Origin of the sequence: Falsiroseomonas tokyonensis (assembly GCF_019024325.1) — a bacterium.
Taxonomy (GTDB): domain Bacteria; phylum Pseudomonadota; class Alphaproteobacteria; order Acetobacterales; family Acetobacteraceae; genus Falsiroseomonas; species Falsiroseomonas tokyonensis.
The window spans coordinates 524,142-549,585 of the sequence record NZ_JAFNJS010000003.1 but is presented as its reverse complement, the minus strand read 5'-3'; the positions used below and the strand labels follow the sequence as shown (position 1 = coordinate 549,585).

The following is a 25,444-nucleotide window of genomic DNA, read 5'->3' as shown; positions in this document are numbered from 1 at the left end:
CTGTCGCGCGCCGCATGGACGATCTGCTGCGCGCGATTCCCGGCCTTTCCGTCCCCGCCGGCGCGCTGCCGCCGATAAGCGGGCTGACGGCCGACAGCCGCCAGGTCGCGCCTGGCGATCTTTTCGCAGCCCTTCCCGGTGCCCAGGCCGATGGCCGCCGCTTCATCGCCCAGGCCGTGGCGGCCGGCGCAGCCGCCGTGCTGGCACCGGCGGGCACGGACTGGCCGCAGGACGTGCCGGCGCGGCCGCTGCTGCAGGCGGCCGATCCGCGCCGCGCGCTGGCGCTGATCGCTTCCGCCTTCCATGGCGCGCAACCGCGCATCTGCATCGCCGTCACCGGCACCAATGGCAAGACCAGCAGCGTGGATTTCCTGCGCCAGCTCTGGACGCTGGACGGGCAGCGCGCGGCCTCGCTCGGCACGCTGGGGCTGCGGGCGGTGGGCTTCCCCGAAGGCCCCTCGCTGACAACGCCCGATCCCGTCGCGCTGCAGGCGATGCTGGCCGCGCTGGCCCGCGCCGGCTTCGAGGCCGCGGCGCTGGAGGCTTCCTCCCACGGGCTGGAGCAGCGGCGGTTGGATGGCGTGCGGCTGGCGGCGGCCGGCTTCACCAACCTGACGCGCGACCACCTGGACTATCACGGCGACATGGACGCCTATCGCGCCGCGAAGCTGCGGCTGTTCGACACGCTGCTGCCGCCCGGCGCCGCGGCGGTGGCGAATGCGGAGATGGACGGCGCGACGCGGGAGGCGCTGCGCGGCATCGCCGCCGCGCGCGGGCTGCGGCTGATGACGGTGGGCGAGGCGGGCGAAACGCTACGCCTGGTGGCGCAGGCCGCCCTGCCCGAGGGCCAGGACATCACCATCGAAGGCTTCGGCCTGCGCGAGCGCCTGCGCCTGGCGCTGCCGGGCCGCTTCCAGGCGGACAATGTGCTGATGGCGGCGGCGCTGGCCATCGGCGCCGGCATGGCGCCGGAACGCGCCTTCGAACTGCTGCCGCGCCTGCAGGGCGTGCGCGGGCGGATGGAGCTGGCGGCGCGCCTGCCCAACGGTGCCGCGATCTACGTGGATTATGCCCATACGCCGGATGCGCTGGACCGGCTGCTGGGCGCGCTGCGCGCGCATGTCGCACCCGGCGGGCGGCTGCATGTGCTGTTCGGCGCCGGCGGCGACCGCGACCCGGGCAAGCGCCCGCTGATGGGCGCGGCCTGCGCGGCACGGGCGGATGTGTGCTGGGTGACAGACGACAATCCGCGCAGCGAGGATCCGGCCGCGATCCGCGCCGCCATGCTGGCGGCCTGCCCGGGCGGCATCGATGCCGGCGACCGCGCCGGCGCCATCGTCCGCGCCGTCGCGGCGCTGCAGCCCGGCGATGTGCTGGCGGTGGCCGGCAAGGGGCATGAGAGCGGCCAGACCATCGGGCGGGAGACGCTGCCCTTCGACGATGCCGCCGTGGTCCGCGCTGCGGCGGGGCTGGCATGAGCGCGCTCTGGACCAGCGCGGAGCTGCGCACGGCGACCGGCGGCAGCCTGGCGGCGGAGCTTTCCGTCAGCGGCGTGTCGATCGACAGCCGCAGCGTCGCAGCGGGCGATCTGTTCGTCGCGCTGCGCGATGCGCGGGACGGGCATGACTTCGTCGCCGGCGCACTGGCGCGCGGCGCCGTGACGGCGCTGGTGGACCATGTGCCGGCCGGCCTGCCGGCCGATGCGCCGCTGCTGCGTGTGGCGGAGACGCTGGCCGGGCTGCGCGCGCTGGGTACGGCGGCGCGGGCCCGCTGCGCGGCGAAGGTCGTGGGCGTCACCGGCAGCGTCGGCAAGACCACGACGAAGGAGATGCTGCGCGCCCTGCTCTCCACCGCCGGCGCCACGCATGCGGCGGTGGCCAGCTACAACAACCACTGGGGCGTGCCGCTGACGCTGGCCCGCATGCCGCGCGACAGTGCCTTCGCGATCATCGAGATCGGCATGAACCACCCGGGCGAGATCGCGCCGCTTTCCGCCCTGGCGCAGCCGCATGTCGCGGTCATCACCAGCATCGGCGCCGCGCATCTCGGCCATATGGGCAGCCTGGAGGCGATCGCGCGGGAGAAGTCGGCGATCCTTTCGGGGCTGCTGCCGGGCGGCAGCGCGGTGCTGCCGGCGGAGAGCGAGTTCCTGCCACTGCTGCGCGCCGCGGCCGGCGCGGCGCGCGTGGTGACGTTCGGCGCAGGTGGCGATGCGCGCGCCATCGCCGTGCGCGCGGATGCGGAAGGCAGCGATGTCACTGCCGAAATTCTGGGGACGCGGCTGGACTTCCGGCTCGGCACGCCAGGTCTGCATATGGCGGGCAATGCGATCGCCGCGCTGGCGGTGGTGGCGGCGCTGGGGCTGGATGTGGCGCAGGCGGCCGGCGCGCTGCGCGATTTCCGCGCCCTGCAGGGCCGCGGCGACCGCCGCCGCATCGCCACCGGCGATGGCGGCAGCGCCACGCTGCTGGACGAGGCCTATAACGGCCAGCCTCCCTCCATGCGCGCCGCCCTCGCCCTGCTGAAGCTGCTGCCGGCCCGGCGCCGGGTGGCGGTGCTGGGGCAGATGGGCGAGCTCGGCGATTTCGCCGCGGCCGAGCATGCCGCCCTGGCGCCGCATATCGAGGTTGCCGCCGATCTCGTCTTCGCCTGCGGCCCGTTGATGCGCCATGCGCTGGACGCCCTTCCCGCCGCCCGCATCGGCGCCTGGGCCGCGACATCGGCCGAGCTCGCGCCCCTCGTCGCCGCCGCGCTGCGCGATGGCGACACCGTTCTCGTCAAAGGCAGTCTCGCAACGGGCATGAAGACCGTGGTGCAGGCGCTGACCGAAAGTGCGTCTCCATGATCTTCCATCTCCTCGCGCCCATGGCGGAAAGCTTCGCCCTGTTCAACGTGGTGCGCTACGTCACCTTCCGCGCTGGCGCGGCCTGCATCACCGCGCTGATCATCGCGCTGTTCTTCGGGCCGATGCTGATCCGCTGGCTGCGCGCGAAGCAGAATGGCGGCCAGCCGATCCGGGAGGATGGGCCGGCGAGCCATCTGCTGACCAAGAAGGGCACGCCCACCATGGGCGGCATGCTGATCCTGCTGGCCCTGACGGGGTCCACCCTGCTCTGGGCCGATCTGCGCAACGGCTTCGTCTGGTGCGTGCTGATGGTGACGCTGGGCTATGGCGCGCTGGGCTTCGCCGATGACTGGCTGAAGGTGACCAAGCGGAACACCAAGGGCGTCTCCGGCCGCGCCAAGCTGATCGCCCAGGCGGTGATCGGCCTGCTGGCGGCGGTGTGGCTGACCTGGCTGATGCCGGAGGCGCTGTCCGACAAGCTGGCGGTGCCGGTGTTCAAGGAACTGCTGATCCCCCTCGGCTTCGCCTTCCCGATCCTGGCGATGCTGGTGATGATGGGCGCCTCCAATGCCGTGAATCTGACGGATGGGCTGGATGGCCTGGCCATCGTGCCGGTGATGATCGCGGCCGGCGTCTTCGCGCTGATCGCCTATCTCGTCGGCAACCGCATTTTTGCCGATCATCTGCAACTGCATGCGGTGGCGGGGTCCGGCGAGCTGGCCGTCTTCTGCTCCGCGCTGATCGGCGCGAGCCTCGGCTTCCTGTGGTTCAACGCGCCGCCGGCGGCGGTCTTCATGGGCGATACCGGCTCGCTCGCGCTCGGCGGCGCGCTGGGCGCGGTGGCGGTCGCCACGAAGCATGAGATCGTGCTGGCGATCGTCGGCGGCCTGTTCGTGGTGGAGACGCTGTCCGTCATCATCCAGGTCTTCTGGTTCAAGCGCACCGGCCAGCGCGTCTTCCTGATGGCGCCGCTGCACCACCATTTCGAGAAGAAGGGCTGGGCGGAACCGACCATCGTGATCCGCTTCTGGATCATCGCCATGATCCTCGGCCTGGTCGGCCTTTCGACGCTGAAGCTGCGATGAGCAGCGCAAGCCGCCCCGGCACGGGCTTCCGGCCCTTCGCGGGCGAGCGGATCGCCGTGGTCGGCCTCGGCCGCGCCGGGCTGCCGGCGGCGGCGCGGCTGCGGGACTGGGGCGCGGAGGTGACCTGCTGGGACGATGGCGCGCCGGCGCGCGCCGCGGCGGAGGCAGCTGGCTTCGTGCTGCGCGACCCGGCGCAGGGCTCGATGAAGGCCGATGCGCTGCTGCTTTCGCCGGGCATCCCGCACACGCTTCCGAAGCCGCATCCGGCGGCCGAGGCCGCGCGGGCGGCCGGCGTGCCGATCCTCTGCGACGTGGAATTCCTGTTTCGCGCGGTGCGCGCGGCGGGCAGCCGGGCGGCCTTCCTCGGCATCACCGGCACCAATGGCAAGTCCACCACCACCGCGCTGCTGCACCATATCCTGACCGGCGCGGGGCGGGTTTCGGAAGTGGGCGGCAACCTTGGCCCGGCTGCGCTGGGACTCAACATGTTGGGGTCGGAAGGGTTCTACACCCTCGAAATGTCAAGCTATAGCTTGGAGCGAATCGCGACTGTCGGCTTCAAGGTGGGGGTCATGTTGAACCTGAGCCCCGATCACCTCGACCGCCATGGAAGCATGGCCGGCTATGCTGCTGCGAAGATGAATATCTTTGCACGGCAGAGCCGGGAGGACTTCGCGGTGCTCGGCCAGGACGATGAATTGTCCACAGGGATGGCGGCAGGACTGGCCGCGAAGATGATCCCGATTTCAGGAATGCGGCCCGTGCCGGGCGGCATCTGGGCGGAGGGGCGCAGCCTGCGTGACGACAGCGGCGAGATCGCCGATCTGCGCGAGGCGCCTGCCCTGCCCGGTGCACACAATGCGCAGAATGCGGCGGCCGCAGCGGCGGCGGCGCTGTCGCTCGGACTGACGCGCGCTGATGTCGCGCGTGGCCTGCACAGCTTCGGCGGCCTGCCGCATCGGCAGGAGCTGGTCGGACAGATCGGCGGGCTGCGCTTCGTCAACGACAGCAAGGCGACGAATGCCGAAAGCGCGGCGCGGGCGCTCGCCAGTTACGACCGCGTCGTCTGGATCGCCGGCGGCACCGGCAAGGAGGGCGGGATCGAGAGCCTCGCCCCCTTCTTCCCGCGCATCGCCCGCGCCCTGCTGATCGGCCGCGACGGGCCGGCCTTCGCCGCGACGCTGGCCGCGCATGGCGTGCCGCATGAGGTCGTGGGCCGGCTGGAAGACGCCGTGCCGGCCGCCGCCGCCGCCGCCCATGCGACGGGGGCGGAGGTGGTGCTGCTGTCGCCGGCCGCGGCCTCCTGGGACCAGTTCACCGGCTTCGATGCGCGCGGCGACCGCTTCCGCGCGCTGGTGCAGGCCATGGCAACCGGGGATATGGGGAGGGCGGCATGATGCAGGTTTCCCGCGCCGATACCTCGACGGTCGGCCGCTGGTGGTGGACGGTCGATCGCTGGACGCTGGCGGCGCTGCTGACGCTGATCGGCTTCGGCTATGTGATGATGCTGGCGGCGAGCCCGGCCGTCGCGGAACGCATCGGCGCGGCGTCGCGCAACATGTTCTTCATGCGGCAGATCGCCTATCTGGCGATGGCGGCCAGCGTGATGGTGCTGGTCTCCATGCTGACGGTGAAGCAGGTGCGGCTACTGGCCTGGCTGGGCCTCGGCTGCGCCATGGTGCTGGTGGCGGCGACGCTGGTGGTGGGGGCGGAGATCAAGGGCGCGCGGCGCTGGATCTCGCTGCCCGGCATCGGGTCCCTGCAGCCTTCGGAATTCCTCAAGCCCTGCTTCGCCGTGGTCGCCGCCTGGCTGATCGCGGAAGGCAAGCTGAACAAGCGCTACGGCGCCACGGCGCTGGCCGTGCTGCTCTTCGTCATCATCGCGCTGCTGCTGCAGCGTCAGCCGGATATCGGCATGCTGCTGGTGGTCACGGCCGTGTTCTTCGCGCAGTTCTTCGTGGCCGGGCTGAACATGGTGATCGTGGTGGTGGCCGGCGCCTGCGGGCTGGGCGGCGCGGTCGGCGCCTATTTCCTGTTCCCGCATGTGCAATCCCGCGTGCAGCGCTTCCTCGACCCCAATGCCGACAACTACCAGGCGGAGGTGGCGCTGGAGGCCTTCGGCAATGGCGGGCTGCTGGGCCGTGGCCCCGGTGAGGGCCGCATCAAGAACGTGCTGCCGGACGCGCATGCCGACTTCGTCTTCGCGGTCGCCGGAGAGGAATTCGGCCTGGTGGTCTGCCTGGTGATCCTGGCGCTGTTCGCTTTCGTCGTTGTGCGCGGGCTGGTGCGGCTGCTGGGGGAGACCGACCTGTTCGTGGTGCTGGCCTGCGCCGGGCTGCTGACGCAGTTCGGGCTGCAGAGCTTCATCAACATGGCCTCCACCCTGCACCTGATCCCCACCAAGGGCATGACGCTGCCCTTCGTCTCCTATGGCGGGTCCTCCGTCGTCGCCATTGCGCTCGGAATGGGCATGCTGCTGGCGCTGACGCGCCGCCGCCTGTCGCGCGTCGAGGACGATCGATGATGCGCGGCCCGGCCGTCCGCCCCATCGTCATCGCCGCCGGCGGCACCGGTGGGCATCTGTTTCCGGCGGAAGCGCTGGCGGCGGAGCTGGTGGCGCGCGGGGAGCGCATCGCCCTGATGACCGATGCGCGCAGCGCGGCCTATGAGAGCCCGGCCTTCGGCAATGCGGAGCGCTTCGTGCTGAAGGGCTCGGGCCTGGCCGGCCGCGGGGTGCGCGGTGCGGCGCGGGGTGCGCTGGCGCTGGCCGCCGGCACGCTGGAGGCGCGGCGCATCCTGACGCGCCTCGATGCGGCGGCGGTGGTGGGCTTCGGCGGCTACCCTTCGGTGCCGCCGCTGATCGCGGCGCGCACGCTGCCGCGCGCGACGCGGCCGGCGACCGCGCTGCACGAGCAGAACGGCGTGCTCGGCCGTGCCAACCGGCTGCTGGCGCCGGGCGCCGACCTGCTGGCGCTGTCGGCGGCGGATACGGCACGGGTGCCGTCGTCGGCGCATGTCGAGGTGGTGGGCAATCCGGTGCGGCCGGCGCTGGCGGCGCTGACCGGCCAGGGTTTCGCGGCGCCGGGCGAGGATGGCGCGATCCGGCTTCTCGTGCTGGGCGGCAGCCTGGGCGCGCGGATTTTTGCGGATGTCGTGCCGGGCGCGGTGGCGCTGTTGCCCGAAGGCCTGCGCCAGCGGCTGGTGGTGACGCAGCAGACGCGGGCGGAGGATCTGCCGCGGGTCGAGGCCGCCTATCGGGAAGCGGGCGTGCCGGCAGATCTTTCCCCCTTTTTCGGCGACATCGCGGTGCGGCTGGCCATGGCGCATCTGGTGGTGGCCCGCGCCGGCGCCTCCACCGTGGCGGAGCTGGCCTGCGCCGGGCGGCCTTCCGTGCTGGTGCCGTTGCCGCATGCGATCGATGACCACCAGACGGCGAATGGCCGCCTGCTGGAAGGCGCCGGCGCGGCCTGGATCATGCGGCAGTCCGGCTTCACGCCGGAAGCCCTGGCGCGGCAGATGCAGGCGATGTTCACCACCCCGGCCGTGCTGGCGCGTGCCGCCGCGGCCGCGTCCACCCTGGCGCGGCCCGACGCGGCGCGCCGGCTGGCCGATCTTGTGCAGAATTTGACCCATCGCAGCCCCGCGATGGCGGAGTCCCGCTGATGCGCGCGCTGCCTCTCTCCATCGGCCCGATTCATTTCGTGGGCATCGGCGGCATCGGCATGTCCGGCATCGCGGAGGTGCTGCACAACCTCGGCTATTCCGTGCAGGGCAGCGATATCGCGGAGGGCTACAACGTCACCCGGCTGCGCGAGTCCGGCATTCCCGTGATGGTAGGGCATGATGCCGCCAATCTCGGCGCCGCGCAGGTGGTGGTCACCTCCACCGCCGTAAAGAAGGACAATCCGGAAGTGCAGGCCGCGCGCGCGCGGCTGATCCCGGTCGTGCGGCGCGCCGAGATGCTGGCGGAGCTGATGCGGCTGAAATGGGCCGTCGCCATCGGCGGCACCCATGGCAAGACCACCACCACCAGCCTGGTCGCCTGCGTGCTGGAAGCCGCGAAGCTCGACCCCACCGTCATCAATGGCGGCATCATCAACGCCTATGGCACAAATGCGCGCCTCGGTTCCGGCGACTGGATGGTGGTGGAGGCGGATGAGAGCGACGGCAGCTTCCTGAAGCTGCCTGCCGTCTGCGCCGTGGTCACCAACATGGATCCCGAACACCTGGACCATTGGGGCACGGCGGAGGCGATGAAGGAGGGCTACGCCCAGTTCGTCGGCAATATCCCCTTCTATGGTTTTGCGGTGCTTTGCGCCGACCATCACGAGGTGCAGGCGATGATCCCGCGCCTGTCGGATCGCCGCATCATCACCTATGGCTTCTCGCCGCAGGCCGATGTGCGGGCAGAGAAGCTGATCACGGACCGTATGGGCGCGACCTTCGAGGTGGCGGTGCGGGACCGCGCCACGGGGCGCAGCCGCACGCTGAAGCCGATGCGCCTGCCGATGCTCGGCAGCCACAATGTGCAGAATGCGCTGGCCGCCATCGCCATCGGGCTGGAGATGGATATCGACGAGGCCACCATCCGCACCGCGCTGATGGGCTTCAAGGGCGTGAAGCGCCGCTTCACCCGCACGGGTGAGGCCGGGGGCATCGTCGTCATCGACGATTACGGCCACCATCCGGTGGAGATCGCCGCGGTGCTGAAGGCGGCGCGGCAGGCGGGGGCGCGCGACGTGGTGGCGGTGGTGCAGCCGCACCGCTATTCCCGCCTCGCCTCGCTCTTCGAGGATTTTTGTACGTGCATGAACGACGCCGGGACGGTCATCGTCGCGGACGTCTATGCGGCGGGCGAACAGCCGATGCCGGGCTATGACAGGGATGCGCTGGTCGAGGGCCTGCGTGCGCGCGGGCATCGCAGCGTGGTGCCGCTGCCCGGGCCGGACAGCCTGGCGGAGATGGTGAATGCCATCGCCAAGTCCGGCGACTATGTCGTGTGCCTCGGCGCCGGCACCATCACCAGCTGGGCGCATGCGCTGCCGGAACAGCTGCTGGCGCTGCAGTCCCGCACCCGGCCGCGGCTGGCCGGGGGGCTTAAGTGACGGCGCTGCGCGACATGGCCACGCACGCCACCCTGCCGCCGCTGCGCGGGCGCGTGACGCCGGATGCGCCGCTGGCGCCCTTCACCTGGTTCCGCGTCGGCGGGCCGGCAGAGTGGCTGGTGCGGCCGGCGGATGCGGAGGACCTGCTGCTGCTGCTGCGCGACCTGCCGGAGGCGGTGCCGCTGACGGTGGTGGGCGCGGCGTCGAACCTCATCATCCGCGATGGCGGCGTGCGCGGCGTGGTGCTGCGGCTTGCGGGGCGCGGCTTCGGCGAGGTTGTCGTCGAGGCGGATGGCATCGTCGCCGGCGCGGCGGCGCTGGATGCGGTGGTGGCGGAACATGCGGCGGCGGCCGGTCTCGCGGGGCTGGAATTCCTCTGCGGCATTCCCGGCAGCATCGGCGGCGCCGTCGCGATGAATGCCGGCGCCTATGGGCGCGAAGTGGTGGATGCGCTGGATTGGGCGGAGGTGGCGACACCGCAGGGCCTGCTGCGGCTGAGCGCGGCGGATCTGCACTTCGCCTATCGGCGCGCCACGCTGCCGGTGCGCGGCGTGGTGGTGCGCGCCCGCTTCCGCGCGCAGCCCGGCGATGCCGCGGCGATCGCGGCGGAGATGGCGCGTATCCGCACGGCGCGGGAAGCGTCGCAGCCCGTGCGCGCCCGCACCGGCGGCTCCACCTTCAAGAATCCGCCGGGCCAGAAGGCCTGGGCGCTGGTCGATGCGGCGGGGTGCCGCGGCCTGGTGCGCGGTCGCGCGCAGGTCTCGGAGCTGCACGCGAATTTCCTGCTCAACACCGGCGGCGCCACGGCGGCGGATCTGGAAGGACTGGGCGAGGAGGTGCGGGCAAGGGTGCTGGCGACCTCCGGCATCGCGCTGGATTGGGAAATCAAGCGCATCGGCGAGGTGGCGGCATGACGCGCGTATCGGTGCTGTTCGGCGGCGTTTCGGCGGAACGCGAGGTCAGCCTAGCCACCGGCCAGCAGGTGCTCGCGGCACTGCGCGCGGCCGGGTTCGACGTGACCCCGATCGAGGTCGGCGGCGACCTCGGCGCGGTGATCGGTGCGCTGCAGGCGGCGAAGCCCGATGTGGTGTTCAACGCGCTGCATGGCCGCTACGGCGAGGATGGCTGCATCCAGGGCGTGCTGGACTGGATGGGCCTGCCCTATACGCATTCGGGCGTGCGCGCCTCCTCCGTCGCCATGGACAAGTCGGCGGCGAAGGCAGTGTTCCTGGCAGCCGGGCTGCCCGTCGCGGAAAGCCGGCTGGTGACGCCGGAGGAGCTGGAGGCGGCGGATCCGCTGCCGCTGCCCTATGTCGTGAAGCCGGTGAACGAAGGCTCCTCCGTCGGCGTCGAGATTTTTCGTGAGGGCAATAACCGGCGGGCCGAGGTGGCGCGCGGCTGGAAGTACGACAAGCGCATCATGGCGGAGGCCTTCATCCCCGGGCGCGAGCTGACGGTCGCCGTGATGGGCGACCGGGCGCTGGAGGTGACGGAGATCGACACCGGCCATGTCTTCTACGACTACGAAGCCAAGTATGCGGATGGCGGCAGCCGCCACACCCTGCCCGCGCCGGTGCATCCCGAAACCCGCGCGCGGGCGATGGAGATCGCGCTGCGGGCGCACCAGGCGCTCGGCTGCCGCGGCGTGTCCCGAGCCGATCTGCGCTACGACGACAGCGCCGGCGAGCCGGGGCGCCTCGTGCTGCTGGAGGTGAATACCCAGCCGGGCATGACGCGCACCTCGCTGGTGCCGGAACAGGCGGCGCATGTCGGCATCGGTTTCCCGGAGCTCTGTGCCTGGATGGTCAGGGAGGCGCGTCATGGCCCGTGAACCCCTCGCCGCACGGCGCGCGCCGGTGCGCAGCGCGCCGCGCCCGACGCGGAAGGACCCCGATCGGCCGAGCCGCCTGCGGCTCTGGCTGAAGCGCCGGCGCGGGCTGCTGCGGCCGGCGGCGCTGTGGATGATCGGCTGCGGCCTGCTGGGCGCCACCGGCTATGCCATCTATGCCGCGGACCCCGCCGGGCGCGTGCGCGCGGTGGTGGAGAATGCGGCGGAGCTCGGCCTCGCCGCCGGGCTGGAAGTGGCGGAAGTGGTGGTGGAAGGCCGGCAGAACACGCCGCCCGACCTGATCCGCGCGGCGATCGGCGCCGAGCTCGGCGACCCCATGCTCGGCTTCTCGCCGAAAGAGGCACGGGAGCGGCTGGAGACCATCGCCTGGGTCGAGGCCGCGCATGTCGAACGCCGCCTGCCGGGCACCATCCTGGTGCGGCTGACCGAGCGTGCGCCCTTCGCCATCTGGCAGCACCAGGGCCGCTTCGCGGTGATCGACCGCGAGGGGCTGGTGGTGGAGACGGAGACGCTGGACGCCTTCGGCCCGTTGCCGCTGGTGGTGGGCGCGGGGGCGGAAAAGCACGCGGCCGCGCTGTATGACCTGCTGCTGGCGCATCGCAACATCCTGGCCCGCACCCAGGCGCTGGTGCGCGTCGGCGAGCGGCGCTGGAACCTGCGCCTGCACAGCGGCACCGACGTGCTGCTGCCGGAGGGGCAGGAGGCGCCGGCGCTGAACCGGCTGTCCGAGCTGCAGGCACGCAATGCGCTGCTGGACCGGCCGCTGGTCGCCGTCGACATGCGCCTGCCGGATCGCCTGGTGGTGCGGCAGCAGCCGGCCGAGGAACAGCCCGCGCCGGCGCGACGCAACGCGAACCGGAGCACGCGCGGATGAATGCGCTCTCGCGCCTTCCCGCCGGCGTGGAGCCACCCGCCGAGCGCCGCCGCCGCGGCGCGCGCAGCGGTGTCTTCGGCGTGCTCGATATCGGCACCACAAAGGTGGTCTGCCTGATCGCGCGCATCGAGGGCGATGGCGAGCCCCGCGTGCTGGGCTTCGGCTGGCAGCGCGGCCGCGGCGTGAAGGGCGGCTCCATCATCGACCTGGAGGAGGCGGAGCGCGCCATCCGCGCCGCCGTCGGCCAGGCGGAGGAGATGGCGGATACGCAGCTTTCCGGCGCCATCGTCAACCTGTCCTGCGGCCAGCCGGACAGCCGGCTGCTGCATGTGCAATGGCCGATCGGCGGCCGCGCGGTGACGGAGCCCGACCTGCGCGCCATCCTGACCGAAGGCCGCCGCCGCGGCACCGAGGATGGGCGTGAGACGGTGCATGGCTCCCCCGTCTCCTTCACCGTGGATGCGACGCCCGGCGTCGAGGATCCGCGCGGGATGGTGTGTGATACGCTCGGCGCGCGGGTGCATCTGGTCGATGCCTCGCAGGCCGCGCTGCGCAACCTGGGCGCCTGCCTGGCGCGCTGCGACCTGGAGGTGGAGGAGCTGGTCTCCTCCCCGCTCGCCGCCGGCCTCGCCACGCTGGTCGAGGATGAGAAGCGCATCGGCGCCACGGTCATCGACATGGGCGGCGGCACCACCTCCATCGCCGTCTTCAGCGAGGGCCAGCTGATCCATACCGCGCAGATCCCGGTCGGCGGCTGGCAGGTGACCAACGACCTGGCCCGCGTGCTTTCGACGCCGATCAACCACGCCGAGCGGCTGAAGACGCTGCATGGCGGGGCGATGGCGGCGGCGGACGATGACCGCGAGATGCTGCCCGTGCCGCTGGTCGGCGAGGATGAGGACCACATCGCCCGCGTGCCGCGCGCGATGATCGTCAATATCATTCGACCTCGACTCGAGGAGACCTTCGAATTCGTGCGCGAGCGGCTGGAGAATGCGGGCGTCGCCAAGGAGGCCGGCACCCGCGTGGTGCTGACCGGCGGCGCCAGCCAGCTGATCGGCGCGCGCGAACTGGCGGCCCGCGTGCTGGACCGCCAGGTGCGGGTCGGCCGTCCGCGCACGGTGCGCGGCCTGCCGGAAACCGCGGGTGGCCCGCCTTTCGCCACCGCCATCGGGCTGCTCGCCTGGGGCGCCGGCGAGGGTCGGCCGCTGATCGACATTGCCCCAGGTGCGGACCGGCATGGTGGCCGGCTGCGCCGCTTCATCGAATGGCTGCGGGTGCGAGTCTGACGATGCGCCCCGCCTGCTTTCCCCACCCCCTCCTTTGGCCCGACGCAAGGCTGAGCTTCCAGGAAAGGCCCCCAGTATGACCCTCAACCTGACGATCCCGAACCAGCAGCACACGGATTTCAGCCCGCGCATCACCGTGGTCGGCGTCGGCGGCGGCGGCACCAATGCGGTGAACAACATGGTCACCATGGGGCTCGAGGGCGTCGAGTTCCTGGTGGCGAATACGGATGCGCAGTCGCTGCAGCATTCCAAGGCGGATCGCCGCGTGCAGCTCGGCTCCTACCTGACGCAGGGCCTCGGCGCCGGCGCCAAGCCGGAGATCGGCCGTGGTGCGGCGGAGGAAGCGGAGACCGAGTTGGCACGCCACCTGGAAGGCAGCCACATGGTCTTCGTCACCGCCGGCATGGGCGGCGGCACCGGCACGGGCGCGGCGCCCGTCATCGCCCGCATGGCGCGGGAGCGTGGCATCCTGACCGTCGGCGTGGTGACCAAGCCCTTCGACTTCGAGGGGCCGAAGCGCCGCAAGGCGGCCGATGCGGGCATCGAGGAACTGCAGCAGTTCGTCGACACGCTGATTGTGATTCCGAACCAGAACCTTTTCCGCCTGGCGAATGAGCGGACCACCTTCGCGGAAGCCTTCCGCATGGCCGACAACGTCCTCTACATGGGCGTGCGCGGCGTGACGGACCTGATGGTGAACCCGGGCCTGGTGAACCTCGACTTCGCCGATATCCGCACCGTGATGGCGGAGATGGGCAAGGCGATGATGGGCACCGGCGAGGCCGAGGGCGAGGGCCGCGCCGTGAAGGCGGCGGAGGAAGCCATCAGCAATCCGCTGCTGGAGGATACCTCCATGCACGGCGCGCGCGGCGTGCTGATCAACATCACCGGCGGCCTCGACATGACGCTGTTCGAGGTGGATGAGGCGGCGAATCGCATCCGCAAGGAAGTGGACGAGGATGCCAATGTGATCTTCGGCTCCTCGGTCGACGAGTCGATGAATGGCCGCCTGCGGGTTTCCGTCGTGGCGACCGGCATCGATGCGCGCGAGGCGCGCGAGGCCGAGCGGCCGAAGCTGGTGGCGGTGGGCGGCGGCGGCGTGCTGCAGGCGGTGGCCAGCGCCCCGGTGCCCCAGGGGCATGGCACGGGCCATGCGCCGGCGCCGCAGCCCGCGCCCGGCATGCGCGCGCCGGCCGGCTTCACGCCGCGCGTCGCGACCCCGCAGCAGCCGGCGGCGATGCGCCCGGCGCAGACCTATGCCGCGCCGCAGCCGGCCCAGCCTGCGCCCATGGCCGCCCCGGCGCCCATGGCGGCCCCGATGGCCGAAGCCCCGATGGCGGAGGCACCGGTGACGATGGCGCAGGCGGAGCCCGCGCTGCGCGCCCCGGCCGGCACCCGCCAGCCGGCGCCGATGCCGGTCGCGCAGCCCGGCGGACTGAACAACCTGTTCCGCCGCGCCACCGGCCTGATGCGCCGCGACCTGCCGGAGACGCCGGTGCAGGCCGCGCCTCAGGCGCGGATGGAGCCTGCGGCCGCGCCGCGCCCGGTGGCGCCCCCGGCGCAGCAGGACGAAATGGGGCTTGACATTCCCACCTTCCTTCGCCGCCAGAGCAACTGAGGCAAAGACGGCAAAATGCGGCGGAATTGAGGCTTCGCCGCAACGCAACAAGTCAATCAATACAATGGCTTGCGACGTAATATGGAGAAACAAGGCTTGAGTGGCGTCTCCCGGCCTCCAATGGCATTAACAGCCTGGGACGCCGGGTCTGGCCGCCCCTCGGCCCCTGCCCCGCAAGGCAGGGCCGATTTCGCAGGACACGTCCGGGTGAATGGCCATTTTGTGTGGTCGGGGTTCCGGGCGAGGTCAGGGGTGCAGGACGCGCATGGACGGTTTCCTTCCGGTCGATCTGAGACGGCGCAAGACGCTGAAGACGGCGATCGGCTGCGTCGGCGTCGGCCTGCATAGCGGGCGCCGCGTCTCCCTCACCCTGCGCCCGGCCACCGCCGGCACGGGCATCCTGTTCCGCCGCAGCGACCTCGGCATCGATATCCCCGCCCTTTTCGACCGCGTGGTCGATACCCGCCTCTGCACCGCGCTGGTGGCCGAAGGCGCGCCCCAGGCGCGAATCGGCACGGTGGAGCATGTGATGGCGGCGCTGGCGGGTGCCGGCGTGACCGATGCGATCCTCGAGCTGGATGGCCCGGAAGTGCCGATCCTGGACGGCTCCGCGGCGCCCTTCCTGTTCCTGATCGACTGCGCCGGCACCGTCGGCCTCGAGGCCGCCGCGCCGGTGATCGAGGTGCTGCGCCGCATCCGCGTCGAGGAAAAGGACGCCTTCGTCGAGCTGCATCCGGCCCATGTCCCGGGCTTCGAGGCGGCGATGAGCATCGAATTTCCCTCCACCGCCATTGGCAGCCAGAAGGTGCAGATGCGCCTGACCCCGGCCGCCTTCCGGGCCGGCCTGGCCGATGCCCGCACCTTCACCCTGGCCGAGGAGATCGCGCGGCTGCGCGCCGCCGGCCTGGCCCAGGGCGGCAGCCTGGACAATGCCATCGTGGTGGATGGCCCGCTGGTGCTGAACCCGGGTGGCCTGCGCCGCCCGGATGAATTCGTGCGCCACAAGCTGCTCGACGTGGTGGGCGACCTGGCGCTGGCAGGTGCCGCGCTGTCCGCCCGCTTCATCGGCCATCGCTCCGGCCATGCGCTGAACAACAAGCTGCTGCGGGCGCTGTTCGCCGATCGCGGCGCCTGGCGGATGGTGGATGGCGAGCTGCCGATGGACGGAGTCGCGACCCGGCTGCCGGCCGCCGCCGCGCCGGCCATGGCCTGACCCAAGGCCGGGCCTCGCGCGCGGCGGTGAAGTGACACCACGGCCGGTATCGCTTAGGACAGCGTGAGACACACGGCGGCGACCCGCGCCTTGCCGTGACCATGCCGCAGCATGGTATAGGGAAGCCCCATGCCTGACCGGTGCGCGATGCTTCGACGCCTTCTGCCCCTTCTCCTCATCCTGCCCATGGCCGCCTGCACGGCCTGGGACGGGCGCATGAACTCGCTCGGCGCCCCGCCGCCCGGCTCGCCCGGCGCCAGCGGCCAGGACAGCTCGGCCGAGGGTCTCTACGCCCAGGGGATGGAGGCGCTGACCGCCGAGCGCTACCAGCGCGCGGTCGAGCTGTTCGACCGGGTGGAGCGCGAGCACCCCTATTCCGCCTTCGCCACCAACGCCAAGCTGATGGCGGCCTATGGCGAGTACATGCGCAACCGCTACACCGAGGCGCTGGGCGCGCTGGACCGCTTCATCCAGCTGCATCCGGCGCATCGCGACATCGCCTATGCCTATTACCTGCGCGCGCTGAGCTATTACGAGCAGATCAACGACATCCAGCGCGACCAGCGCACCACCGAACAAGCCATGGCGGCGCTGCAGGATGTGGCGAATCGCTTCCCCAACACGCCCTATGCGCGCGATGCGCGGCTGAAGATGGACCTGGCGCGCGACCACCTGGCGGGGCGCGAGATGACGATCGGCCGCTTCTACCAGACGCGCCGCCTGAACACCGCCGCCATCGGCCGCTTCCGCCGCGTGGTGGACGAATACCAGACCACCAACCACGTGCCCGAGGCGCTGCACCGGCTGACGGAGCTGTACCTCACCATGGGCCTGGTGGACGAAGCGCGGCGCACCGCCGCCGTGCTCGGCCACAACTATCCCGGCAGCCCCTGGTACCAGGACAGCTACGCGCTGCTGGTCGATGGCGCCGAGGGCTCCGAGCCGAACCGCCCGGGCTTCTTCAGCCGCGTGGTCGGATCCATCTTCTGACGCCAGCCGCGCCCCTCGCACGCTTTACGCAAGACGCGCTCGAAGCGCGATGCTGACCTCGCTCGCCATCCGGGACGTGGTGCTGATCGAGCGCCTGGACCTGGGCTTCGGCCCGGGGCTGACGGTGCTGACGGGCGAGACCGGCGCGGGCAAGTCCATCCTGCTGGACAGCCTCGGCCTGGCGCTGGGCGCGCGGGCGGAAAGCGGGCTGGTGCGTGCCGGCCAGTCCCAGGCCAGCGTCGCCGCCGCCTTCGCGCCCCCCGAGCAGCACCCGGCGCGCGCGCTGCTGGTGGACCAGGGGATCGAGGCCGAGGACGAGATCGTGCTGCGGCGCATCGTCACCGCCGATGGCCGCTCCCGCGCCTTCGTCAACGACCAGCCGGTGGGCCTGGCCCTGCTGCGGCGCCTCGGCGCGCTGCTGGTCGAGGTGCAGGGCCAGCATGACCAGGTGGGGCTGACCGATTCGACCAACCATGCCGGGCTGCTCGATGCCTCGGGTGGGTTGGAAAAGCTGCGCGCCGCCAGCGCTACCGCCCACAAGGCCTGGCGGGAAGCCGAGCGCGCCTTGTCCGAGGCGCGGGAGCGCATCGCCGCCGCCCAACGCGACGAGGAATTTCTGCGCCACGCCGTGGCCGAACTCGAATCCCTCGCCCCCGTCGAAGGCGAGGAGGATGAGCTGGCGGCCGAGCGCCAGCGCCTGCAGCAGGGCGAGCGGCGCGGCGAGGCAATCGCCGAGGCGCTGGCCAGCCTGCAGCCGCGCGACCGCCGCAGCGCCAATCCCGCTGCCGCCCTGCGCAACGCCTCGCGCGCCCTGGAACGCCTGCCCGCCCCGAATACGGAGGCCGAGCCGGCGCTGGAGGCGATCGGCCGCGCATTGGATGCGCTGGGCGAGGCGGAGACGGCGCTGGAGCGGCTGGTGCAGGAGGTGGCGCCGGATCCGCGCCGGCTGGAACAGGTGGAGGAGCGGCTGTTCGCGCTGCGCGCCGCCGCCCGCAAGCACCTGGTTCCGGTGGTGGAATTGCCGGCGCTGCTGGCCTCGCTGAAGGACCGGCTGGCGGCGCTGGATGCCGGCACCGGCCAGGTGGCGGCCGCGGAGGCGGCGCTGGCGGAGAAACGCGCCGCCTATCTGGCCGCCAGCGGCAGGCTGACCGAGGCGCGGCGCGACGCGGCGGCGAAGCTGGAAAAGGCGCTGGGGCGGGAATTGCCGCCGCTGAAGCTGGATCGCGCCCGGCTGGTGGTGGATGTGGCGCCGCGGCCGGAGGCGGCCTGGGCGCCGGATGGCGTGGACCGTGTGACCTTCCTGGTCTCCACCAATCCCGGCCAGGCGCCTGGCGCGCTGGACAAGGTGGCCTCGGGCGGCGAGCTGTCGCGCCTCATGCTGGCGCTGAAGGTGGTGCTGGCGCGCGGATCGCCCGTGCCGACGCTGGTCTTCGACGAGGTCGATAGCGGCGTCGGCGGCGCCACGGCGGCGGCGGTGGGCGAGCGCCTGCTGCGGGTGGCGGAACGGCTGCAGGTGCTGGTGGTGACGCATTCGCCGCAGGTGGCGGCGCGCGGCAGCCGCCACCTCTCGGTCGCCAAGCAGGTGAAGGCCGGTCGCGCGGAGACGCGCGTCACGCCGCTGGATGCGCCGCAGCGGCGGGAGGAGATTGCCCGGATGCTGGCCGGCGAACAGGTAACGGAGGCGGCGCGGATGGCGGCGGACAGCCTGCTGGCCGGCGGGCTGCTGTGATCCGCACGGCGGTGCCCGGCGAGGCCGGCGCCGTGGCGGGGCTGATCAACGCCATCAACAGCCTGGACGGACCCGGCCCTGACCTGCCGATGACGGCGGAGGTCGTGCTGCGCGACCTGATCTGCCCCTCCCCCAAGGCCCTGCTGCGCGTCGCGGAACGGGATGGGCGGGTGGTGGGCTTCGCCACCGCCGGGCTGGTCTATGATGCGGAACGCTGCGGCTGGGCGCTGATGCTGCTGGATCTCTATGTCGAGCCCGGGTCCCGCCGGCGCGGGCTGGCGCGCGGGCTGATGGCGGCGCTGGCGGCGGAGGCGCGGCGACAGGGCGCGCTCTGCCTCTGGTGGGGCGTGGACCAGGGCGATGACGAGGCCACCCTGTTCTACCGCGCCATCGGTGCGCGCAGCGAAGGCCTGTTCAGCGGCGAATTGCTGGAAGGCGCGGCACTGGCGCGCCTGGCGGATGAGGAACCATGAGCGAGAGCAGCCTGCGCAGCCGCGCCGTGGAGGCGCTGACGGAGGAGGAAGCGGCCTGGGAACTCGCCGCCCTGGCCGCCGAGATCGCGCATCACGACGAGGCCTATCACCGGCAGGATGCGCCGGAGATCACGGATGCCGCCTATGACGCGCTGGTGCGCCGCAACCGCGCCATCGAGGCCCGCTTCCCGGACCTGATCCGCGACGACAGCCCCAGCCGCAAGGTGGGCGCGGAGGCGGCGGAAGGATTCGCCAAGCTGCGGCATGGCGTGCCGATGCTCTCGCTCGACAACGCTTTCGCGGATTCGGACTTTCTCGAATTCACCGCCTCGGTGCGGCGCTTCCTGCGGCTGGATGCGGGCGAAAAGCTAGTCTTCGTGGGGGAGCCGAAGATCGACGGGCTCTCGATCAACCTGCTTTTCGAGAATGGCGTCTTCGTTCGGGGTGCCACGCGTGGCGACGGGATGGAGGGGGAGGATGTCACCCGCAACCTCGAAACCCTGCCCGAGAGCGAGCTGCCGCGCCGCCTGAAGGGGGAGGCACCGGCGCGCATCGAGATCCGCGGCGAGGTCTTCATGGAGAAGGCCGATTTCCTCGCCTTCCGCGCGCAGCAGGCGCAGGCGGCGGCGGAGCGTGAGGAACGGCGCGAGCGTGGCGAGAAGCTCGGCCCGGCCATCGTCGTGCCGGTCAATCCGCGCAATGCGGCGGCCGGCGCGCTGCGCCAGCTGGACCCGGCCATCACCGCGCAGCGGCCGCTGAAGCTGTTTGCCTATGCGATGGGCGAGGCCAGCGCGGCGCCGGCGGAGACGCATTGGGGCTGGCTGGAACAGCTGCGGAAATGGGGTTTCCGCGTGAACCCTGCCTCCGCGGTGCTGGAGGGTGAGGAAGCGGCGCTCGGCTTCCAGAAGCGCATGGCGGAAGGCCGCGCGGCGCTGAGCTACGATATCGACGGCGTCGTCTACAAGCTGGACCGGCTGGACTGGCAGAGGCGCCTGGGCTTCGTCGGCCGCGCGCCGCGTTGGGCCATCGCCTGGAAATTTCAGGCGGAGCAGGCGGAGACGGTGCTGCTGGATATCGAGATCCAGGTCGGCCGCACCGGTGCGCTGACGCCGCGCGCGGTGATGCAGCCGGTTGGCGTCGGCGGCGTGATGGTGACGCATGCGACGCTGCACAACGAGGACGAGATCGTCCGCAAGGACGTGCGGATCGGCGATACGGTGGTGCTGCAGCGCGCCGGCGATGTGATCCCGCAGATCGTCTCCGTGGTGCTGGAGAAGCGGCCGGCGGAAGCAAAGCCTTTCGTCTTTCCGGACCGCTGCCCGGCCTGCGGCAGCCATGCCATCCGGCCGAATGGAGAGGTGGTGAAGCGCTGCACCGGCGGGCTGATCTGCCCGGCGCAGACGGTGGAGCGCCTCATCCACTTCGCCCGGCGCAACGCCATGGATATCGAGGGGCTGGGCGAGGAGAATTTTCGGGCGCTGTACGAGGCGGGTCTGCTGAAGACCCCGGCCGACATCTTCCGCCTGAAGAACCATGCCGAGACGATTCGAGGCTGGGAGGGCTGGGGCGCGAAATCCGGCAAGGATGCGAAGCGCCTGACCAACCTGCTGGCGGCGATCGAGGCGCGGCGGCGCGTGCCCCTGGAGCGCTTCATCTTTGCGCTGGGCATCCGCCGCATCGGCGAGGCCAATGCCAAGCTGCTGGCGCGCCACTACCACTCCTTCGCCGAGTGGCGGGAGAAGATGATCGCGGCGACCACCATCGGCTCCGAGGCGCGGGAGGAGCTGGGCTCGATCCAGGGCATCGGCCCCGCGATCGCGACCGAACTCGCCGAATTCTTCGCCGAGGCGCGCAACCGCGCCGCGCTGGACGACCTGGCGCGGGAGGTGACGCCGGAGGATGCGGTGGTGGCCGCCGCGGCCGACAGCCCCTTCGCCGGCAAGGTGATCGTCTTCACTGGCACGCTGGAGGCGATGTCCCGCGACGAGGCGGAGGCGCAGGCCGAAAGGCTCGGCGCCAAGGTGACGAAGAGCGTGTCGAAGAAGACCGATTTCGTCGTGGTCGGGGCCGAGGCCGGCAGCAAGGCGAAGAAGGCGGCGGAGCTGGGTCTGCGCGTGCTGACGGAAGCCGAGTGGCGAGAGATGGCGGGGCTCGGCTGAGGAATCAGACCGGTTGATGCGCCGGATCACCGCTATTCGTTTCCCTGCTCGGTGCGCGCGGCGCAGGCTGCTGCCATGCCGATCGACCCGCAGCTTTTCGCTGGCTTCCTCTTCGCCGCCTGGGTGCTGATCCTGACGCCCGGGCCGGACATGCTCTTCGTCATCGGCCAGAGCCTGGCGGGCGGGGCGCCGCGCGGCTGGGCGGCGATGTTCGGCATCGTCAGCGGCGCGCTGGTGCATGTGGCGCTGGCGGCTTCCGGCGTGGCGGCGCTGATCGCGGCCTCCCCTGCCCTGTTCGAGGCGCTGCGGCTGGTGGGCGCGGCCTATCTGATCTGGCTCGGGGCCGGCGCGCTGCGGGCGGCCTGGCGGGGCGGCGGGGTGCTGCGGCCGGCGGCGCCGGTGGGGGCGGCCTTCCGGCAGGGATTCGTGACCAACCTGACCAACCCCAAGGTCATCCTGTTCTTCCTGGCCTTCCTGCCGCAATTCGTGGATCCGGCGCGTGGCCCGGCCTGGCTGCAGATGGCGCTGCTCGGCCCGCTGGTGCCGCTGATGTCCCTGCCCGCCTATGGGCTGCTGATCCATGGCGCGGGGCGCGCCGCGGCGCGGCTGAACCGCCATGCGCGCTGGCTGGAAGGGGTGGCGGGGCTGCTGTTCCTCGGTCTCGGCTTGCGGCTGCTGGTGCCGTCACGGGGGTGAGGCTTCCTCCCACTGGCGGAGCACGGTGACGCCGGTTTCCGTCCCGGGAAAGAGATGCACGGTGTAGCGGTCCGCGCCCTCCAGCCCATCCGCGCTGAGCGTGCCGAGGCCCGCGAAGGTGACCAGGGCGCGCAGCGGCAACTGCGGGACGGCGGCCGTGGCGGCGCTGTCCTGCGCATCGGTCAGGCCAAGGATGGCGATGCGACCGGACGGCGCGTGCAGCGGCGCCTCCGCCACATGGTCGAAGGCCGCGAGGTCCAGCGCCGGCCGCGCCGGATGCAGCAGCACCCGCACCGGCACCCTCATATTGCGGACGGTGGAAACGACCAGCATGCCGGGCGCCAGGTTCAGCCGCGCGCGCAGCACGGCCTCTGGCCAGAAGACCGGCGCATCCGGCCAGGCCACCGCGTCACAGAGCAGGAACTGGTGGTAGTCGGCCAGCAGCGATCCCTCGAACAGCGTCGTCATCGGCGGATCTCCCCTCGCGGCCCTTGTCTTTCCCGCCCTGGTGCGGTCAATCGGCGGCATGTCCGCCTTCATGATCGCCGCGCTGCTGCTCTCGGTTGCGGCCTATATCCACACCGTCTCCGGACGGCTCGGCCTGCACCTGCCCAATCCGGCCCTGGAACTGCTGTGGCGGGTGCTGTCCTTCGCGGCGTTGGCCGCCTGGGTGGTGCTGATCCTGCGCGGCTTCACGACGCGCCACTGGTCGGACCCGGCCGCGGCGCTCTTCGGGTCCTTCGCGCTGAACTGGTGGTTCGGCCATCGCGGGCCGAAGCCGGGCTGGTCGATCATCTCCATGCTTTTCGCCGTGGTCGGGCTCGGCCTCGCCGGATACTCCTTCCTTTACGAGTGAGGCGGCAGGTCGAGGCGCCAGGCCTCGGAATCGACTTCCGAGACCGGGAAGCGCTGGCGCACCAGCGGGTCGTGGCCCGGGATCACCAGCGTGGCGTCACCCCCCGCCAGGGCCCGCGCCTTGCGCCAGCCCTGGATCATCGCGCCGAGGTCGAAGACGATCGGGAAGGGGATCTGGCGGTCCATATTGGCGTAGTAGTGGCTGGCGTCGCCGGCGATCACCAGCGGGCCGCGCGCGGTCGCCACCTTCACCATCTGCAGCCCATCCGAATGACCGCCGATGCCGTGCAGGGTGACGCCGGGGGCGACCTCCCCTTCCCCGTCATGGAACTGCACCCGCTCGGCATAGAGGGCGCGGATCAGCAGGACCACGTCCTCCACTTCGAAGGTCTGGCGGATGCAGATGCTGCACATGTGACGGCCGGTGGCGAAGGCCACCTCGCGGTCCTGGATGTGGAAGGTGGCGTTGGGGAAGAGGTCCAGGTTGCCGGCGTGGTCGTAGTGCAAATGGGTGATGATGACGTCGCGGATTTTCGTGGGGTCGCTGCCGACGGCGCGCAGCGCATCTTCCACCGGGCGCAGCAGGCGGCGGTCGCGGCGCGCGGCGGTGGCGGCGGAGTAGCCGGTATCGACCAGGATCTCCCGCCCATCCGGCCCGCGCAGCAGCCAGACGAAGTAGTCCATCGGCATCGCCTCATGCGCATCCGGCACCGGGCCCATGAAATTGGCCGCGGCGGTGCGCTCATGATGCGCGTAGCGGAGCGCAAAAACCTGCCACATCGTCTCAGCCCTTCTGCTCGGAGATCTGGCCGGCGGCCAGCGCCTCGCTGAAGCGGGCCGCGGCCGTATGGTCCTGGCCCGGGCCGAGCAGCGCGGCGGCGGCGGCCCACAATTCCCGGGTCTGCGCGGCCAGCGGCGCGGGGGTGGCGGTTTCCCGCCCCACCTGCATGGCGATGGTCAGGTCCTTCACCATCAGGTCCAACCCGAAGCCGGAATCGAACTTTCGGGAGAGCACGAACTGCTTGAGCTTGCGCTGGGTGCTGTTGTTCATGCCGGTCGAGGCATTCAGCACATCCACCATCACGGCGGGGTCCAGGCCGAAGCGGCTGCCGATCAGCAGCGCCTCGACGCTCACGAGAAAACCCGCGGCGCTGACCAGGTTGTTCAGCGCCTTCATCGCCTGGCCGGCGCCGATCTCGCCGCAGCGGGTGATGGTGGTGCCCATGGCGCGCAGCAGCGGGTCCACCCGTTCCAGCGCCGCTTCCGGGCCGCCGGTCATGATGGCAAGCTCGCCGGTCTCGGCCCGGGCGACGCCGCCGGAGACGGGGGCATCCACCATCGTCACGCCGATACCAGCCAGATCCTCCGCCAGGGTGCGGGTGGCGGAAGGCTCGCCGGAGGACATCTCGATCACTACGGCGCCCTGGCGCAGCCCGGCGCGGCTGGCGGCGAGGACGACGGCGACCTCGCGGCTCGTGGGCAGCATGGTGATGATGGCCTCGGCCCCCTCCGCCGCATGCTCGGGCGCGCTGCCGCCATGGCGCTGCACGAAGTCCGCGGCGCGGCCGGGCACGGCATCCTGCACGGCGACCGAGTACCCCGCCTCGATCAGGCGGCGCGCCATGGGCCAGCCCATGCGCCCGATGCCGATGAAGCCGATCCGGCTGATCCTGGCTTCCATGCGCTTTCCCCCTCTTGTTGCGGCAAGGCTGCGGGCGTCAGCTTGGCCGGTCAAGCGGGAGGGTCTTAGGCATGTTCGAGGGCTTCGTGGAGGAGCGGCGCGAGGGCGCCGGTGCGACGCTGCGGCTGCGTCGCGGCGGAGAGGGTCCGCCTTTGCTGCTGCTGCACGGCAATCCGCAGACCCATGCGATGTGGCATCGCGTGGCGCCAGAATTGGCCAAGCGCTTCACCGTGATCTGCCCGGACCTGCGCGGCTACGGCTTCTCCGACAAGCCGGCGCCCAGCGCGGACCATGTGGCCTATGCCAAGCGGGCGATGGCGGCGGATATGCTGGCGCTGATGCAGGGGCTCGGCTTTGCGGAATTCCAGGTGGTGGCGCATGACCGCGGAGCGCGCGTGGCGCATCGGCTGGCGCTGGACGCGCCGCGGGCGGTACGGCGGCTGGCGGTGCTCGACATCGTGCCGACGCTGCATCACTTCGAAACGGCGAATATGGACTTCGCCATGGGCTACCACCACTGGTTCTTCCTGGCCCAGCCGCATCCGAAGCCGGAGCGCATGATCCTGCGGGATGTGGAGGACTGGTTCACCGGCCACACCACGCGCGGGCCGCAGGGCGATGTCTTCGCGCCGGAGGCGCGCGCGGACTACATCGCGGCGCTGCACCAGCCGGGCACGGTGGCGGCGATCTGCGAGGATTATCGCGCGGCCGCCAGCATCGACCTGGAGCATGATCGGGCCAGCCGGACGGCTGGGGAGAAGGTGCAGTGTCCGCTGCTGGCTCTGTGGGGGGAGAAGGGGAAGATCGGTGTCTGGTACGAGCCGCTTTCCGTGTGGCGGGATTATGCGAAGGGGCCGGTCAGCGGGCGCAGCGTGAGTTCAGGGCACTACTTGGCGGAGGAAGCGCCGGGGGAGGTGCTTTCGGCGCTTGAGGGGTTCTTGGAGAGGTAGGGGCGGCGCAGGCCCCCACCCCGACCCTCCCCC

23 protein-coding genes are annotated in these 25,444 nt (G+C 71.5%); 20 read left to right on the top strand and 3 right to left on the bottom strand.

What is annotated here, in order from left to right; genetic code table 11:
• Positions 1-14 precede the first annotated feature (14 nt).
• From J3S20_RS13140 to J3S20_RS13055, 18 genes are all read left to right on the top strand, one after another.
• On the top strand, positions 15-1,478 hold the full coding sequence (locus tag J3S20_RS13140; RefSeq protein WP_216836923.1) for a UDP-N-acetylmuramoyl-L-alanyl-D-glutamate--2,6-diaminopimelate ligase: 1,464 nt from the start codon (positions 15-17) through the stop codon (positions 1,476-1,478).
• Complete coding sequence (locus J3S20_RS13135) at positions 1,475-2,845, top strand: UDP-N-acetylmuramoyl-tripeptide--D-alanyl-D-alanine ligase (RefSeq protein ID WP_216836922.1); 1,371 nt, start codon at positions 1,475-1,477, stop codon at positions 2,843-2,845. Before J3S20_RS13140 ends, J3S20_RS13135 begins: the two co-directional genes overlap by 4 nt.
• A complete protein-coding gene (gene mraY, locus J3S20_RS13130; RefSeq protein ID WP_216836921.1) occupies positions 2,842-3,930 on the top strand; it encodes a phospho-N-acetylmuramoyl-pentapeptide-transferase in 1,089 nt (362 codons plus the stop codon). Before J3S20_RS13135 ends, mraY begins: the two co-directional genes overlap by 4 nt.
• Complete coding sequence (murD, locus tag J3S20_RS13125) at positions 3,927-5,327, top strand: UDP-N-acetylmuramoyl-L-alanine--D-glutamate ligase (protein ID WP_216836920.1); 1,401 nt, start codon at positions 3,927-3,929, stop codon at positions 5,325-5,327. The genes mraY and murD overlap by 4 nt, the downstream gene beginning before the upstream one ends.
• Positions 5,324-6,454 carry an FtsW/RodA/SpoVE family cell cycle protein gene (locus tag J3S20_RS13120; protein WP_216836919.1) on the top strand — a complete coding sequence of 377 codons (1,131 nt, stop codon included), beginning with the start codon at positions 5,324-5,326 and terminating at the stop codon, positions 6,452-6,454. Before murD ends, J3S20_RS13120 begins: the two co-directional genes overlap by 4 nt.
• A complete protein-coding gene (murG, locus tag J3S20_RS13115) occupies positions 6,451-7,593 on the top strand; it encodes an undecaprenyldiphospho-muramoylpentapeptide beta-N-acetylglucosaminyltransferase (RefSeq protein WP_216836918.1) in 1,143 nt (380 codons plus the stop codon). The genes J3S20_RS13120 and murG overlap by 4 nt, the downstream gene beginning before the upstream one ends.
• On the top strand, positions 7,593-9,035 hold the full coding sequence (murC, locus tag J3S20_RS13110) for a UDP-N-acetylmuramate--L-alanine ligase (RefSeq protein ID WP_216836917.1): 1,443 nt from the start codon (positions 7,593-7,595) through the stop codon (positions 9,033-9,035). The genes murG and murC overlap by 1 nt, the downstream gene beginning before the upstream one ends.
• A 14-nt stretch (positions 9,036-9,049) precedes the next feature.
• A complete protein-coding gene (gene murB, locus J3S20_RS13105) occupies positions 9,050-9,949 on the top strand; it encodes a UDP-N-acetylmuramate dehydrogenase (protein ID WP_216836916.1) in 900 nt (299 codons plus the stop codon).
• Positions 9,946-10,866, top strand: coding sequence for a D-alanine--D-alanine ligase (locus tag J3S20_RS13100; RefSeq protein ID WP_216836915.1), 921 nt, complete (start codon positions 9,946-9,948; stop codon positions 10,864-10,866). The genes murB and J3S20_RS13100 overlap by 4 nt, the downstream gene beginning before the upstream one ends.
• Complete coding sequence (locus J3S20_RS13095) at positions 10,856-11,758, top strand: cell division protein FtsQ/DivIB (RefSeq protein WP_246602728.1); 903 nt, start codon at positions 10,856-10,858, stop codon at positions 11,756-11,758. Before J3S20_RS13100 ends, J3S20_RS13095 begins: the two co-directional genes overlap by 11 nt.
• Positions 11,755-13,047, top strand: a complete 1,293-nt coding sequence (gene ftsA / locus J3S20_RS13090) for a cell division protein FtsA (RefSeq protein ID WP_216836914.1) — start codon at positions 11,755-11,757, stop codon at positions 13,045-13,047. Before J3S20_RS13095 ends, ftsA begins: the two co-directional genes overlap by 4 nt.
• A 76-nt stretch (positions 13,048-13,123) precedes the next feature.
• Positions 13,124-14,665, top strand: a complete 1,542-nt coding sequence (gene ftsZ / locus J3S20_RS13085) for a cell division protein FtsZ (RefSeq protein WP_216836913.1) — start codon at positions 13,124-13,126, stop codon at positions 14,663-14,665.
• A 265-nt stretch (positions 14,666-14,930) separates the two neighbouring features.
• A complete protein-coding gene (gene lpxC, locus J3S20_RS13080) occupies positions 14,931-15,878 on the top strand; it encodes a UDP-3-O-acyl-N-acetylglucosamine deacetylase (RefSeq protein ID WP_216836912.1) in 948 nt (315 codons plus the stop codon).
• Positions 15,879-16,025: 147 nt separating this feature from the next.
• The gene (locus tag J3S20_RS13075; RefSeq protein ID WP_246602727.1) at positions 16,026-16,868 is read left to right on the top strand and encodes an outer membrane protein assembly factor BamD; all 843 of its coding nucleotides are present in this window, start codon (positions 16,026-16,028) and stop codon (positions 16,866-16,868) included.
• 49 nt (positions 16,869-16,917) lie between these two features.
• A complete protein-coding gene (recN, locus tag J3S20_RS13070) occupies positions 16,918-18,597 on the top strand; it encodes a DNA repair protein RecN (RefSeq protein ID WP_216836910.1) in 1,680 nt (559 codons plus the stop codon).
• Positions 18,594-19,070 carry a GNAT family N-acetyltransferase gene (locus tag J3S20_RS13065; protein WP_216836909.1) on the top strand — a complete coding sequence of 159 codons (477 nt, stop codon included), beginning with the start codon at positions 18,594-18,596 and terminating at the stop codon, positions 19,068-19,070. Before recN ends, J3S20_RS13065 begins: the two co-directional genes overlap by 4 nt.
• Entirely contained in the window at positions 19,067-21,229 is a 2,163-nt protein-coding gene (ligA, locus tag J3S20_RS13060) for an NAD-dependent DNA ligase LigA (protein ID WP_216836908.1), read from the top strand. The genes J3S20_RS13065 and ligA overlap by 4 nt, the downstream gene beginning before the upstream one ends.
• A 75-nt stretch (positions 21,230-21,304) precedes the next feature.
• Positions 21,305-21,925 (top strand): LysE family translocator, encoded by a 621-nt coding sequence (locus J3S20_RS13055; RefSeq protein ID WP_216836907.1) that lies wholly within the window; start codon positions 21,305-21,307, stop codon positions 21,923-21,925.
• On the opposite strand, the gene J3S20_RS13050 is transcribed toward J3S20_RS13055, so the two are convergent.
• Complete coding sequence (locus J3S20_RS13050) at positions 21,914-22,393, bottom strand: hypothetical protein (RefSeq protein ID WP_216836906.1); 480 nt, start codon at positions 22,391-22,393, stop codon at positions 21,914-21,916. The two genes, J3S20_RS13055 and J3S20_RS13050, sit on opposite strands and share 12 nt — an antisense overlap.
• A 58-nt stretch (positions 22,394-22,451) precedes the next feature.
• Here J3S20_RS13050 and J3S20_RS13045 point away from each other — a divergent pair, with 58 nt between their 5' ends.
• Entirely contained in the window at positions 22,452-22,781 is a 330-nt protein-coding gene (locus J3S20_RS13045; RefSeq protein ID WP_216836905.1) for a hypothetical protein, read from the top strand.
• On the opposite strand, the gene J3S20_RS13040 is transcribed toward J3S20_RS13045, so the two are convergent.
• Positions 22,772-23,560: an N-acyl homoserine lactonase family protein gene (locus J3S20_RS13040; protein ID WP_216836904.1), complete on the bottom strand. Its 789-nt coding sequence runs from the start codon at positions 23,558-23,560 to the stop codon at positions 22,772-22,774. The genes J3S20_RS13045 and J3S20_RS13040 overlap by 10 nt on opposite strands.
• A 4-nt stretch (positions 23,561-23,564) precedes the next feature.
• Positions 23,565-24,461 (bottom strand): NAD(P)-dependent oxidoreductase, encoded by an 897-nt coding sequence (locus J3S20_RS13035; protein WP_216836903.1) that lies wholly within the window; start codon positions 24,459-24,461, stop codon positions 23,565-23,567.
• A gap of 71 nt (positions 24,462-24,532) precedes the next feature.
• Here J3S20_RS13035 and J3S20_RS13030 point away from each other — a divergent pair, with 71 nt between their 5' ends.
• A complete protein-coding gene (locus tag J3S20_RS13030; protein ID WP_216836902.1) occupies positions 24,533-25,411 on the top strand; it encodes an alpha/beta fold hydrolase in 879 nt (292 codons plus the stop codon).
• The last annotated feature ends 33 nt before the right edge of the window (positions 25,412-25,444 follow it).